Origin of the sequence: Thioalkalivibrio denitrificans, from assembly GCF_002000365.1 — a bacterium.
Taxonomy (GTDB): Bacteria; Pseudomonadota; Gammaproteobacteria; order Ectothiorhodospirales; family Ectothiorhodospiraceae; genus Thioalkalivibrio_A; species Thioalkalivibrio_A denitrificans.
The window spans coordinates 1-12,711 of sequence record NZ_MVBK01000144.1 but is presented as its reverse complement, the minus strand read 5'-3'; the positions used below and the strand labels follow the sequence as shown (position 1 = coordinate 12,711).

The 12,711-nt window shown below is 63.7% G+C and carries 16 protein-coding genes and 1 pseudogene; 2 read left to right on the top strand and 15 right to left on the bottom strand.

The features are described 5' to 3' along the window. Positions 1-80, bottom strand: a pseudogene (locus B1C78_RS16885) (type II toxin-antitoxin system Phd/YefM family antitoxin); the annotation flags it as partial. Positions 81-319: 239 nt separating this feature from the next. Here B1C78_RS16885 and B1C78_RS16880 point away from each other — a divergent pair. Together B1C78_RS16880 and B1C78_RS16875 are read left to right on the top strand one after the other, a co-directional pair. Then, entirely contained in the window at positions 320-613 is a 294-nt protein-coding gene (locus B1C78_RS16880) for a type II toxin-antitoxin system TacA family antitoxin (RefSeq protein ID WP_077280316.1), read from the top strand. Next, positions 610-1,110 (top strand): GNAT family N-acetyltransferase, encoded by a 501-nt coding sequence (locus B1C78_RS16875; RefSeq protein WP_077280315.1) that lies wholly within the window; start codon positions 610-612, stop codon positions 1,108-1,110. Before B1C78_RS16880 ends, B1C78_RS16875 begins: the two co-directional genes overlap by 4 nt. A gap of 12 nt (positions 1,111-1,122) precedes the next feature. On the opposite strand, the gene B1C78_RS16870 is transcribed toward B1C78_RS16875, so the two are convergent. From B1C78_RS16870 to pilW, 14 genes are all read right to left on the bottom strand, one after another. After that, positions 1,123-1,515, bottom strand: a complete 393-nt coding sequence (locus tag B1C78_RS16870; RefSeq protein ID WP_077280314.1) for a four helix bundle protein — start codon at positions 1,513-1,515, stop codon at positions 1,123-1,125. Positions 1,516-1,651: 136 nt separating this feature from the next. Further along, positions 1,652-2,137, bottom strand: a complete 486-nt coding sequence (locus B1C78_RS16865) for a hypothetical protein (RefSeq protein WP_077280313.1) — start codon at positions 2,135-2,137, stop codon at positions 1,652-1,654. Further along, on the bottom strand, positions 2,134-2,433 hold the full coding sequence (locus B1C78_RS16860) for a nucleotidyltransferase domain-containing protein (protein WP_077280312.1): 300 nt from the start codon (positions 2,431-2,433) through the stop codon (positions 2,134-2,136). Before B1C78_RS16860 ends, B1C78_RS16865 begins: the two co-directional genes overlap by 4 nt. A 125-nt stretch (positions 2,434-2,558) precedes the next feature. Next, positions 2,559-2,990, bottom strand: coding sequence for a TA system VapC family ribonuclease toxin (locus B1C78_RS16855; RefSeq protein WP_077280311.1), 432 nt, complete (start codon positions 2,988-2,990; stop codon positions 2,559-2,561). A 564-nt stretch (positions 2,991-3,554) separates the two neighbouring features. Next, complete coding sequence (locus tag B1C78_RS16845) at positions 3,555-3,899, bottom strand: MarR family EPS-associated transcriptional regulator (protein WP_217698057.1); 345 nt, start codon at positions 3,897-3,899, stop codon at positions 3,555-3,557. A 419-nt stretch (positions 3,900-4,318) separates the two neighbouring features. Next, the gene (gene rfaH, locus B1C78_RS16840) at positions 4,319-4,810 is read right to left on the bottom strand and encodes a transcription/translation regulatory transformer protein RfaH (protein ID WP_077280309.1); all 492 of its coding nucleotides are present in this window, start codon (positions 4,808-4,810) and stop codon (positions 4,319-4,321) included. Positions 4,811-5,078: 268 nt separating this feature from the next. Next, positions 5,079-5,474 carry a type II toxin-antitoxin system tRNA(fMet)-specific endonuclease VapC gene (gene vapC / locus B1C78_RS16835; protein ID WP_342745175.1) on the bottom strand — a complete coding sequence of 132 codons (396 nt, stop codon included), beginning with the start codon at positions 5,472-5,474 and terminating at the stop codon, positions 5,079-5,081. A gap of 2 nt (positions 5,475-5,476) precedes the next feature. Beyond that, positions 5,477-5,707 carry a type II toxin-antitoxin system VapB family antitoxin gene (vapB, locus tag B1C78_RS16830; RefSeq protein WP_077280318.1) on the bottom strand — a complete coding sequence of 77 codons (231 nt, stop codon included), beginning with the start codon at positions 5,705-5,707 and terminating at the stop codon, positions 5,477-5,479. Positions 5,708-5,852: 145 nt separating this feature from the next. Continuing rightward, complete coding sequence (gene der, locus B1C78_RS16825; RefSeq protein WP_077280307.1) at positions 5,853-7,247, bottom strand: ribosome biogenesis GTPase Der; 1,395 nt, start codon at positions 7,245-7,247, stop codon at positions 5,853-5,855. Positions 7,248-7,651: 404 nt separating this feature from the next. Then, on the bottom strand, positions 7,652-8,842 hold the full coding sequence (bamB, locus tag B1C78_RS16820) for an outer membrane protein assembly factor BamB (RefSeq protein WP_077280306.1): 1,191 nt from the start codon (positions 8,840-8,842) through the stop codon (positions 7,652-7,654). Beyond that, positions 8,839-9,480 (bottom strand): YfgM family protein, encoded by a 642-nt coding sequence (locus B1C78_RS16815; RefSeq protein WP_077280305.1) that lies wholly within the window; start codon positions 9,478-9,480, stop codon positions 8,839-8,841. Before B1C78_RS16815 ends, bamB begins: the two co-directional genes overlap by 4 nt. Positions 9,481-9,682: 202 nt before the next feature. After that, a complete protein-coding gene (gene hisS, locus B1C78_RS16810; RefSeq protein ID WP_077280304.1) occupies positions 9,683-10,957 on the bottom strand; it encodes a histidine--tRNA ligase in 1,275 nt (424 codons plus the stop codon). Positions 10,958-11,016: 59 nt separating this feature from the next. After that, positions 11,017-12,018: a helix-turn-helix domain-containing protein gene (locus B1C78_RS16805; protein WP_077280303.1), complete on the bottom strand. Its 1,002-nt coding sequence runs from the start codon at positions 12,016-12,018 to the stop codon at positions 11,017-11,019. Beyond that, positions 12,008-12,711 (bottom strand): type IV pilus biogenesis/stability protein PilW (gene pilW, locus B1C78_RS16800; RefSeq protein ID WP_139350003.1); only part of this gene is annotated, 704 nt, incomplete at its 5' end. The genes B1C78_RS16805 and pilW, both read right to left, overlap by 11 nt.

Below are 12,711 nucleotides of genomic sequence, written 5' to 3'. Positions count from 1 at the left end.
ACCGGCCCCTTCTCCAGCGCCCGATCCACCGCGCTAATGCCGCGCCGCTTGATCTCCTGCGCCGAAATCACGTTCTCCATACATCCTCCAGTACCGATTTGAGTACCGATTATAGCACCCCTGCGGGGTTAAGGGTATTAGTCAGTGGTCAGTGGTCAAGAGCGTAACCCTCCCCACAATGCCCTACAACCGACGACTGACAACGGACTACTGACAGCCAGCCAACAAGACCGCGCCGGACACTTGCGCCAGAAAACTGGACGGCGTTGGCCCATTGTACTAACATTGCGTCCATTGTTTGAACAAGAGGGATACCTTCATGAGCGCCGCCGCATCTTCATCTTCTGCTCGATCAGCCCGTCTGGGCCTGCGCGCCACGCCACAGCAGGAAGCCGTGCTGCGCCGTGCCGCCGAGGTTGCGCACAAGTCGCTGACCGACTTCGTGCTCGATGCAGCCTGCCAGGCGGCCGAGCAGACCTTGCTGGACCAGCGGTTGTTCATGGTCTCTGGCAGCCAATACCAGGCCTTGATGGAACTGCTTGAGCGCCCCGAACAGGCCAATGAAGGCTTGTCCGACCTGTTTGCACGCAAGGCACCCTGGGATACGAAGTGACGCTGCGGCCGCCGGCCCCCTTGGCTGAACAACATCGGCTCGAAGATTTCGATTGCGGCAAGCCGACGCTGAACGACTGGCTGTTGCGCCACGCGCGCCAGGCACAGGGCAGCGGGTCTGCCAAGACTTTCGTCGTTTCCACCATGGATGATCGTGTCGCAGGCTACTACAGCCTGACTGTGGGCCAGGTCGATACTCACGATACGCCCGAACGCATCCGCAAGGGTATGGGGCAGTACCCGGTGCCTGTGGTGATCCTGGCCCGGCTCGCCGTATCGAAGGTATTCCAGGGCCAAGGCATCGGCGTGGGGATGTTGCAGGACGCGATCCGCCGCACTTTGGTGATCGCCGGACAGGCCGGAGTGCGTGCCCTGCTGACCCACCCCATCGACGAAGACGCGGCGCGCTTCTACACCCGGTTCGGGTTCATTGCCTCACCGCTACGCGAGCAGCAGTTGCTCTTGCTGCTCAAGGATGCGAAGAAGGTCGTTCGGTGAGGTCATTGTTGGTCAGTTGTCAGTTGTCNNNNTTCCCTTGGCTTTGGTGGTTCCGATTGACTTTAAGTACGCATTGAGTCTGGGGGCCAATTCATCAATTGTCGCCTTGAGGCCATCGACCTCGGCTTTTGGCAGCAAGCCTCGCTTGTAAGCCCTTCGGAGCCAGTGCTGGACTTCGGTCAGCGAGCCACGGGCAATGCGGATGAACCGTCGATTGTCCTGATAGGTGCCTCGCGCACTCCCCTCGGCGATGTTGGCACCTACGCTGTCCGCGGCCCTGACCAATTGCTTGCCGACGGTGTCCTTCGCGAATGACTCCCAGCCGGTAACAACCTCCCAAATGGCATCGGCCAGTCGCTCGGCCAACCCATAGACGTGTAGTTTCTGAAAATTTGGCCTGTCCATGGCTCGCTCCTTGTTTGTGGTCAGTGGTCAGTTGTTAAAACATGGATCAACGGACTACCGACCACGGACAAAATCCAACAATTTCCGTGCCATACGTTCTGGGTCTGCAAAGTCTGTCCGTTGTCCAGGCAGACGCCTACGGGGTCGCCCAACCACGCTCGCGCATGTCTTTGAAGAAGGTTTCTATCACCGTCGTCAAGGTGGGCACGAACTCGTGGCCAGCTTGCAGGGCGTCAGCGAGGGTGTTCGGGTCCTCTATGTATTCATGCACCATCTGGTTGCGTAGTTTTCGCATGGCCAGCCAGTCGTCACTGGACGGGATCAATCCCAATTTTTCCGCCCGATCGAGGTTGTCGATGGCGGCACCGAGGTGCTCTCCTAAAACCTCCAGGTAGAGCGGTAGCAGTTTGTCCCCCAGCGTATCCTGCAAGCGGCCGAAACGGCTGACGAAGGCTTCCACTCGTTCGGCTTCGTCGATGTTGTCGGCGAGAGCGCGTGCACGCTCCGGGGTAAATGGCCTGCCAAATACGCGGTGGTCGGTGATGAGTAGATGCTTTTGCTCGCGCTGGACGACTCGGGCGAGGAATCGCAAGCGCTCGAGCTGTTCCGGGTCGATCTTCATAACAGCCGTCCACGCTTTTCGGCGGCGTGATGCACCGCGCTTCGGGCAATGTTCGGTGCAGAGAGAACGACGTCCACTGCCCGGCCCTGTAGCTGCCGGCTGAGCCGGGCAGAGAGTCGCGCGGAAAGCACGGCCGGGCGCTCGACGGGTTCGTCGAGTTCGACCAATATGTCGACATCGCCCCCTCGCAGCGCATCGTCCAGGCGCGAGCCAAACAGCCGAACACGTGCACTGGGGCCACATTCACTGTGCACCACCTCACGGATAGCTTCGACTTGTTCTCGACTCAGCCGCATATGGATCATTGTAAGCCAGTATTGGTCAGTGGTCAGTGGTCAGTGGTCAAAAGCGTAACCCTCCCCAACATGCCCTACAACGGACAACTGACAACTGACCACTGACAACTGACAACCCCTATCAATCACCCAATCACTTCCAGAGTATGTGCATCCACCCCGGCAAGTGATTGTGGTGATATGCGCCTATCGAAGGTGACAAAACGCACGCCATGATGCGCGGCCAGGGCAAGCAGATAGGTGTCCGTGACCTGGCGGTGTCCCAATACATGGCGCCAGTCTATCGAGCCAATTCCCAAGAGGCTGATATCGTCCGGCAGGAAGCGGTGATCCGGACTGGCACAGGCCTCTGCCAGGCGATGCGCGACGACTGGCACGGGCAGATGTCCCGGATAAGCCGGTTGAGTCATGATCCTGATGACGGCATTTTGGGTAATGGGACAGGAAGACCATCCGTGAGCAATTTCGCGCCCCAGCCATGACCAGGCTTTGCGGTGCATCGTGTGGGCGCGATCCATCAGCGCGATCAGGACGTTGACGTCCAGCAGGGCCCGCATTAGACGCCCTCCTCATCCCGGAGCCGATCAATCTGTGCATTACTGACCACAGGTCCCCGCGACGGAAAGGGCCTGAATCCGCCCAATGCCTCAGTACTATCACCGGAGATCGAACCCGTTTGCTCCACACGGCCCGACAGGGCCTCCCTGAGCAGGCGGGAGATAACACGCCCTGCGGACACATGCTCACGCCGGGCAATTTCTTTTGCCGCCTCCAGGACGTCGTCTTCGATATCGATTGTCGTTCGCATGGCTTAATGTTCCGCGTAATTTGATGCGTGTGCATCATGATGTCATTGCATCAAGCCGGATGCAAGGAGCATGGACGCTGTACACATCCCCATTTGAGGGCTCCAACCGGGAGAACGACCGGGATCGGCTTTGTGCATCAGCACGCCGGCAGTATTGACGGATGGACTGGCGCGGGGCAGACCCGCCGGGAAGCCCTCCGCAGGCATGCTTCGGCGGCCAGGGGCCGCCCTATGGGAAGCTCTCTTCCACGCACTTGGTGCTCAGGATGCGTGAGCAGGTCGCGAATTTTTCGCGGGACATCCAATGCCACGCTCAGGAATCCCCTCGGGAACCTGCTGCGGCCTCCATCTCGGCTTTCAGGGATTCGATCTCGGCGCGGATGGACTTGTATTCCGCTTCGCGGCGCGCAAGGTAGCGGCGCGTGACGTTGAGTTTCTCGCGGATGCCGGATGGGGTGAGCTTGTAGAGATAGCCCAGCTTGTTGTTGGAGCGGCGGAAGTTGCCGGCCTTCACGAAGCCCTTCTCGATCAGACCGCGCAGCAGGTAATGCGCCTTTCCGACCGACATACCAAGCGCATCCGCCAGTTCACGCTGGCTGATGTCGGGGTTGTCCTCCAGCATACGCAGGAGCCGGTAATGGGCTTCGTCGTGGCTCAACAGGTGTTCCTGCCTCTTGGTGGGCGGGTTTCAGGCTCGCAAGGGATCACATAACGACAAGCTGGCCTGTCCGCGGCACTGCGCACGGCTCCTGGGATATGGCACTTGTCCGGTCTCGGAGAGTTCAGAGAATGCAACGGGAAATCCACCGCCTATCGATCCTGCGATGATATCGCCCGGGACCTCCGCGCAGCTTCATCCGCCTCCGAGTAGAGGAGTTTTCCCGATAAGCGGCCGATGCTGGCCCGGACATTGCACCAAGGATCGCGAATGATCGTGGTCTCTATGCCCGTCTCGCGCCGCCTCTGAAAGTGGAAGCATAGGGCGCGGGCCGTGCGCGCCGTCAGAAGGCGGCCATGGGCCGCCCTATGAGCAAGCGAGACAGGTTCAGAGGCCGCAAGCTTCGCGGAATGTCCGGGCTAAGTGGGTTTGGTGACGAGATCCGCGGCGATCTCCACGGCCTGTTGTCTGCCGAGGAACTCCAGCAGCAGCAAGACCCGGTCCTCGCCGCGCATTTGCTGCACGATCGCCTCACATTCGGCGAAGCAACCCTCGGCGATGCGCACCCGTTCTCCTGCCCTGAAGGCGGGCCTGGCCGTCGCCATGGTTGCGCAGGCGGCCTTGAGGGCCTCGATGACATCGGGCGGGACCGGGCGGGGCTCGTTACCGAAGCGCACAATTCTGGCGACACCCCGCGTTGAGCGCAGACTGGACCAGTTGTCCGCGGCGTCAAGGCATACGAAAAGGTAATGGGGAAATAGCGGCGCCGGCTTGCGCACCCGGCGGCCGGCCACCCGCGTATGCACCAGGTGGGTGGGGTGAAAGGTCTCGAACCCCTGGTTGTTCAGGTGTTCTTCCGCGCGAAAGCTTTCACGCGGCTTGCATTGCACGAGGTACCAGTGCCTGGACATGCGTTTGCCTGGAGACGGTTTGCCGCTGGATCAGGGGGAAATGATGCCAGAGATCCAGCACGAGGGGGATGCAGCGAGGTGCCCCGGATACCGATGCTGCGCAGAGGCCACTTCTTCGCCCGATCCCGGCATTACGGGCCCTCCACTGTGAGGCTGGGCGAAAGCTCCTGATTGGGCCGACTTTGCAGGAACCTTCAGCCGTTCATGTCGGACCGGGCCAGCAGTGAAGAGTCATCGATCGACAGGCCGGGCCATCGAACCCCCTTTCTCAAACCCAGTTTTCCACCAACAGGCCATCAACCCTGCGAAACTCCCTTTCGTTGTTGGTGACCAGTGTCAGACCGAGGCTGCGGGCGTGTGCCGCGATCATGAGGTCGTATGGCCCGATGACCATGCCCTGCCTTTCCAGAACCGCGCGAATCTGCCCGTAATGGCTTGCCGCACGATCGTCATAGGGCAGCACATCGAGTCTGGCCGCGAAGTGTTCCACCATTTTGAGATTATGATCGGGCCGAGATGACTTCTCTGCTCCATACAGGAGTTCAGAGAGCACGACAGAGGACACTGCCAGATGTTCGGAATGACGATTGAACGCATCCCGGACCCGCGGTGGACGATGACGAAGCGTATGGATACAGATATTTGTGTCCAGCATGTAGCGCAGCATCAGAGGGCTTCCCGTCTCTGCATCTCTGGCTGTCCACGCTCGACCATGAAATCATCGGTGACAGCAGGGCCGTCAAAGAAATCATCCCATGCATGGCCTGAAGGTACGATCAGGCGGGCCTGGCCCAAGCGATAGATTTCCACCTTCTTGACATGGTCCGGCAGCGCAACAGCCTTCGGCAGGCGAACCGCCTGGCTGCGATTGCTCTTGAAAACGGTTGTCTCGGTCACGGGCAGTTCCTCCGCACCCATCATGTTGGCAAATTCTGGGTCCAATATTACGCAGCACAAGGGATATGTCAATTGGATATACAAGCCGACAACACCTCACTCCGACCCACTGGCCCAAATGCACAACCTTATTGAGAGATCACCGTCAGCCCTTCTTCACATGCTTCATCATCCGCTTGCGCCGGTATTGCTGGCGCGGGGTGAGTTTCTGGCGGCGGCCTGCGTAGGGGTTTTCGCCGGTACGGAATTCCAGCCGGATCGGGGTGCCCACCAGATCGAGCTGCTGGCGGTAGTGGTTGGTGAGGTAGCGCTTGTAGCTGCCGGGAAGTCGGTCGGTCTGGTTGCCGTGAATGACGATCACCGGGGGGTTCTGGCCGCCCTGGTGGGCGTAGCGCAGCTTGACGCGCCGGCCGCGTACCAGCGGCGGCTGGTGGGCGGCCACGGCCGCTTCCAGGAGCTTCGTCAGTTCGTTGGTTGATACCTTGATAAACGCCGAGTCGTAGGCGCGCTTCACGTGGCCGAAGAGATCACCCACGCCGGTGCCGTGCAGCGCCGAGATGAAGCGCCTTTCGGCGAAGTCCAGAAACGGCAGCTTCAGATCGAGTTCGTGGCGCACCCGGTCGCGCTGGTCGGAGTCCAGCCCGTCCCATTTGTTGATGGCCAACACCAGCGCCCGACCGGCGTCCATGACCACGCCCAGCAGGTGGGCGTCCTGTTCGGAGATGCCCTCGCGGGCGTCCAGGACCATGACCACCACGTGGGCGGCATCGATGGCCTGAAGCGTCTTCACCACGCTGAATTTCTCTATGGCCTCGTGCACGCGGGCACGGCGGCGCACGCCGGCGGTGTCGATGAGGGTGTAGGCCTGCCCGTCGCGCTCGAAGGGGATGAAGATGCTGTCGCGTGTAGTGCCGGGGACCTCCGTGGCCACGACCCGCTCTTCTCCGAGGATGCGGTTGATGAGCGTGGATTTGCCCGCATTGGGACGACCCACGAAGGCGATGCGGATGCCCGGCCAGCGCTCCGCTTCCGCCTCGACGGTCTCGGCGTCCGGAAGATGTTCGCGCACTGCGTCCATGAGGCCGGCGATGCCGCGCCCGTGGCTGGCGGCGATGGCACGCGGCACGCCAAAACCCAGGCTATGGAACTCGGCCATGGCCTGATCGACGTCCAGTCCGTCGGTCTTGTTGACCACCAGCACCACCTGCTTGCCCCGCGTGCGCAGGTCCCGGGCGATGGACTCGTCGGCGGCGGTCAGTCCGTCGCGCCCGTCCACCATGAACAGCACCACGTCGGATTCATCAATGGCCTGGCGCGTCTGGCGCGCCATGAGGTCGTCCAGCGTCTCCGCCTCGCCGGAAAGCCCGCCGGTGTCCACCACCATGTAGGGAAACCCGCCCACCCTGCCCGGCCCGTACTGACGGTCGCGGGTCAGCCCCGGGAAATCTGCCACGAGGGCGTCCCGGGAACGGGTCAGCTGGTTGAAGAGGGTGGACTTGCCCACGTTGGGGCGGCCAACCAGGGCAATGACGGGGAGCATGGGTTGGTCAGTTGTCAGTGGTCAGTGGTCAGTTGTCAGTGGTCAGTTGTCAGTTGTCAGTTGTCAGTTGTCAGTTGTCAGTTGTCAGTGGTCAGTTGTCAGTTGTCAGTGGTCAGTTGGGCGCATCGTACGGGGTTGACCCGGACATTGCACCAAGGATCGCGATGCTCGCGCCCCTCTGTAGGTCGCCCTTCAGGGCGATAGACGCGGCTTGATCAGGCACCGCCCGTCGGGCTGAAGCCCGACCTACAGGCAAGCGAGACAGGCCCGGCCTATCTGTAGGTCGCCCTTCAGGGCGACAGACGCGGCTGATCAGGCACCGCCTGTCGGGCTGAAGCCCGACCTACGGGCAAGCGAGACAGAGCAAGGGGGCGCAAGCATCGCGATCCTTGGCATTGCCCGGATTAATCATTGGTGGCGGCCCAGCGGCCGCGGCGGCCGCCCTCGGGGACGACGGCGGCGAGCCGGCCGCCCTGGCCGAGCACGTAGAGGCGGTCCTCGTGCACGATGGGGCGCGCCATGACGCCGGAGGAATCCACCTGCAGGCGTCCCACGAGGCTGCCGTCCTCGCGGTCCAGCCAGTGCAGGTAGCCTTGGTAGTCGCCCAGCACCACGTGATCGCCGAACACCACGGGCGGCGTCAGGCGACGCAGGCGCAACTGGTCCTGTTGCCACAGGGTCGCGCCGCCTTCACGGTCCAGGGCCCAGACGTGATCCTCGGCATCGGTGATGAAGATCTGATCGTCCGATACCGCCAGACCCCGATAGGAGGAGAACTCGCGGTCCCAGAGGGTGCGGCCGTCGCTGAGACTCAGCGCCGCAACGCGCCCCTGATAGGCCACGGCGTAGACGCGACCGTCCCGTACCTCGATGTGTCCGTCGACGTCCACCATGCGCTCGAGTTCCGAGCGTCCGCTGGGCATCGCGAGAACCGTTTCCCAGAGTGCGTTGCCGCGGCTCAGCCCGAGCACGACCACGCGGCCGTTATCGAACCCGACCACCACACGCCCGGGCACCATGACCGGCTGACTCACGCCGCGCAGGCTCAGGGCCGGGGTCGTGCGGCCGGCCAGCCACGCGGGTTCGCCCGTGCCCGCATCCAGCGCATGCACACGGCCATCGTTGGTGCGTGCAATGAGCCGGTTCTGCTGAACCGTGGACAGGGCCATCACTTCGCTGGAGAGCTGCCGCCGCCACAGCAATTCTCCGGACTCCATGTCCAGGGCGATGGCCTCGCCCTTGGCGGTGCCGATGGCCACGATGCCCTCACCGCCGCCCACGCCGCCGGTGACCGCCACGTCCAGGTCGGTGGACCAGCGGGGCCGCCCGTCCTCCAGCGCCACCGCCGTCACCTGGCCGTCGGCGTCGGTCACGTACAGCGCGTCTTCGTGGAGCATGGGCTCCAGGTGCACGTAGTAGCGACCCGTGCCTGATCCCGTATTGCGGTCCCAGACGGTGGACGGCGCGATCTTTGCCTCGAAGTCAGGCAGCGGTGCGGGCGGTTCCGTGGTGTCACGCTGGAACATCCCGCATCCGGCCAGCAGCGCGGCCGCGAGCAGCAATACGAACAGCCTCAACGCCCGAGCGATGTTCATGCGCCTGCGCCCACGGCCTGCGCGGCGACCTCGTCACGTTTCATCTGCAGATACTCCGTGCCGCCGGCAGACGCACCGATGGCCTGATCGTATGCCGAGAGGGCCCGCGCATAGTCACCCTTGTGGCGATAGACGTCACCCCGCAGTTCCTGGACCAGGGCCTCGAAGCCGGGGGGCGCATCACCCTCGACAAACGGCAGCGCCTCGTCCGCCCGGCCGGTGGCCACCAGGACACGACCCAGCCGAACGCGTGCCAGCCATTCCACTTCCGCCCTTCGCGAGTGCTCGACCACCCAGCGCAACTGTGTCTCGGCGCTTTCCAGATCCCCCCGGTCGGCCTCCAGCCGCGCGAGTTCGAGGGCGGCCATGGCGGCATAGGGCGTGCGGGCGTAATCTTCGGTCAGGGTCCCGGTGCGGCTGCGTACCCCCTCCACGTCGCCCTGGCGGGCCGCCTGCTGGACGGTGAAGTACAGATCCGAGGCGCGCTCCGCGCGGGACTCGGTCAGGTCCACCCAGTAGCGCCAGCCGAACAGGCCGGCCAGGCCCAGGACGATGCCGGCGATCACGGCGGTGCCGTTGTCCTTCCACCATCGCTTGATCGCCTCGACCTTTTCCTCGTCTGTGGTGTATTCGGTCACTGAGTGTTCTCCGTCATTCGATTCAAAATACTGTCAGCCACAGAGGGCACAGAGTTCACAAAGACAAGGGGCATTCACCGGTCATGCGGGTTTCCCCCGCCCACCGGGCGCGCGCAAGGCGCCATGAATGAGATCTTTGACTTCTCTGTGTCCTCTGTGTCCTCTGTGGCAAAAAAATCTCAGCCAGGCGCAGGGCATTCGATCATCCAATGCAGTTGCGCAGATACTCCACCAGGGCATCCTGCGCCACTGTCTCCTGCTCCGCAGCAGCGTCGCGCAGGGGTTTGACGCCGATGGTGCCGGCCTGCAGTTCCGACTCGCCCAGGATCAGCGCCAGCAGGGCGCCGCTCTTGTCGGCGCGCTTGATCTGGGCCTTGAAGCCGCCCCCGCCCCCGTTGACCACAAGGCGCAGGCCGGGGAGTTCGTCGCGCAGCCGCTCGGCCAGACGCAGACCCGAGGCCAGGGTACCCTCCCCCGCCAACACCAGGTAGGCATGCGGTGCGGGAGCGGGCGGCAGCGAGCCCGCGGCCTCCATCATGGCGAGCAGGCGTTCCAGGCCCATGGCGAATCCGGCCGCCGGGGTGGGCCGACCGCCCAGTTGTTCCACCAGGGCATCGTAGCGCCCGCCGGCACAGACGGTGCCCTGGGCGCCGAGGGTGTCGGTGATCCATTCGAACACGGTACGGCTGTAATAATCGAGCCCCCGCACCAGCGCAGGATTGACCGTATAGGCAATGCCGGCCGCATCCAGCAGTGCCTTGAGACCCTCGAAATGCGCCTCGGATTCCGCATCCAGGTGGTCCAGCAGGCTCGGTGCCCTGCGGATCACCTCGCGCATGTCCGGGTTCTTGCTGTCGAGGATCCGCAGCGGGTTCGTATGAAGCCTGCGCCGGGCATCCTCGTCCAGCACCTCGGCATGGGCCTCAAAGTGGCTCACCAGCAATGCCCGGTAAGCGGCACGGGCCTCGGCCGAACCCAGCGAGTTGATCTCCAGTCGCACGTCCCCGATGCCCAGCGCCGTCCACAAGCGGGCGGTCATCAGGATCAGCTCGGCATCCACGTCGGGTCCTTCCATGCCGAAGGTCTCGACGCCGATCTGGTGAAACTGCCGATAGCGCCCCTTCTGCGGACGCTCGTGGCGGAACATGGGACCCAGATACCACAGCCGCTGCTGCTGGTTGTGCAGCAGGCCGTGCTCGATGCCGGCCCGCACGCAGCCCGCGGTACCCTCCGGGCGCAGGGTCAGGCTGTCCCCGTTGCGATCCTCGAAGGTGTACATCTCCTTCTCGACGATGTCGGTCACCTCGCCGATGGAGCGCGCAAACAATTCCGTCTGCTCCACGATGGGCATCCGGATTTCGCGATATCCGTAACCGACGAGCACGTCCCGTGCCGTGGTCTCCAGATGCTGCCAGCCGGCGCTGTCGGCGGGCAACACATCGTGCATGCCGCGAATGGATTGAAGGGTCTTTGCCATGGTTTGAAAGGCGTGGCTTGTGGTATCGGGTGTCGTCAGGCAGAAACCGGCCCTGCGTTTCAGGGGCGCTCCAGGACGAATCGGGCCGTGCTGTCCGCGCGCGCCCGGCCCGACGGGTCGTAACCTTCCCCGTCGATCTCCAGCCGGACTCCCGGCGCGTTGCCCAGAAACACGCGAAACGGCGCCACGCCGGACAGGCTGCGCTCGGTTCCCTCGCGCATCAGGCCGACCAGCAGTCTCTGCTCCTGGTCGTCGTAGATTTCCACCCAGGAATCCTCCAGAAACGTCAGCACCAGTTCACTGGGCACCGCATCGGTCGGCTCCGCAGGAGCCGGTTCCTCAGCGTCCGCGACTGGGGGCGGCTCCGCGATCTCCGGCTCGGCGGGGGCCGGCTCGGACGGCACCGGGGGTTCCGGCGCCGCCGGGATTTCCGGCTCGGGCTCCATGCCGGGCCCGCCGAGCACCGGCGGCGGAGGGACCTCGGGCAACGGTTCGGCCCGGGGTTCGGGCGGTTCCGGAGTCATGGTAAGCGGTGGCGGTGGAGGCGGTTCCGGTTCGAGGGCATCCGGCGCAGGCCGTTCTATGGGTAACCGCTCGGCCTCCACGGCGGTCGGCATCGCGTCATCCGCCTGGCGTTCATACCAGCCATAGACGATGAGTACGCCCACTGCCAGGAGGATGACCGCGCCGAGCACATAGGGCGCCTTGCGATGGCCGCTTCGGGCAGCGGATGTGGCCGCACGATTGACCACCGGCGGCGTATCCAGTCTGGGCTCGCGCATGCCCTGCGCGTCATAGGCCTCGATCAGCGGTTCCGGGTCCAGTTCCAGCGCCCGCGCACAGGCGCGCAGGTAGCCGCGCACGTAGGCGGGTTCCGGAAGGTCGTCGAAACGATCCTCCTCCAGGTGTTCGACAATGGACTGATTCAGGTGCAGCCGGTCCGCCAGGTCCCGCTGACTGAATCCCTTGGCTTCGCGGGCCCGTCGAAGGCGCGCCCCCGGTCCGGGAATCGTGTCACGCCCACCGCGAATCTCCCCGCTGTCCCCGCGATCATCGACCACGTCGTTCCAGCTCCAGCAACTGCGCGGTCTCTCGGGAATCCGGGAAGCGATCCTTCAGGCGTACGGCGCAATTCCCCGCGCCCTCCCGGTTGCCCAGTGCGGTCTCCGCCTGGTAGCACAGCCACAGGGTCTCCGCGGTGTGTTCCCGGTGATCCCGGAAACGCTGCAGGTATGCCCGGGTCTGCAGGTAACGTTCGTCGTCAAAGGTCAGACGCGCCATCTCCAGCAGGGCCGGCAGGTACTGGGGGTTGTTGTCCAGCGCCAGTCGAAAGCGCTCCTCCGCCTCCGCCACCTTGCCCTCCTCCTGCAGGCAGACGCCCGAGTTGGTCAGGGCCTGTTCGGGACTCAGGTAAAAGGGATTGCCCAGTGCCTTGTCGAAGGCCTCCTGTGCCTCGTCGAAACGCTCCGTCTGGCACAGGAACGACCCAAAGCTGTTCCAGGTGAACGAGTCGTCCGGGTCCAGTTCCAGGGAACGGCGGAAGGCGCGCTCGGCCTCACGGGGATTGTTGAGCCGCACCTGCAGCAGCGCAAACGCGCTGTGGGCGGGCGCATACCTGTCGTCCAGTTCCAGCGCCCGGTTCAGGTTCATGCGCGCCTGTTCCAGATTGTTGTTGGCCAGGTAATGCAGCCCCAGATCCGTGTTGATGCCCGCGGCCTCCCGGGAACGCTCACGATCCTGGAGGGTCGGCTGGC

Bases quoted from the DNA above. Each gene is read 5' to 3' on its own strand.
- rfaH (WP_077280309.1), bottom strand. From the start codon at position 4,810: ATGTCCAGGCACTGGTACCTCGTGCAATGCAAGCCGCGTGAAAGCTTT.
- B1C78_RS16860 (WP_077280312.1), bottom strand. From the start codon at position 2,433: ATGCGGCTGAGTCGAGAACAAGTCGAAGCTATCCGTGAGGTGGTGCAC.
- hisS (WP_077280304.1), bottom strand. From the start codon at position 10,957: ATGGCAAAGACCCTTCAATCCATTCGCGGCATGCACGATGTGTTGCCC.
- der (WP_077280307.1), bottom strand. From the start codon at position 7,247: ATGCTCCCCGTCATTGCCCTGGTTGGCCGCCCCAACGTGGGCAAGTCC.
- bamB (WP_077280306.1), bottom strand. From the start codon at position 8,842: ATGAACATCGCTCGGGCGTTGAGGCTGTTCGTATTGCTGCTCGCGGCC.
- B1C78_RS16880 (WP_077280316.1), top strand. From the start codon at position 320: ATGAGCGCCGCCGCATCTTCATCTTCTGCTCGATCAGCCCGTCTGGGC.
- B1C78_RS16865 (WP_077280313.1), bottom strand. From the start codon at position 2,137: ATGAAGATCGACCCGGAACAGCTCGAGCGCTTGCGATTCCTCGCCCGA.
- B1C78_RS16855 (WP_077280311.1), bottom strand. From the start codon at position 2,990: ATGCGGGCCCTGCTGGACGTCAACGTCCTGATCGCGCTGATGGATCGC.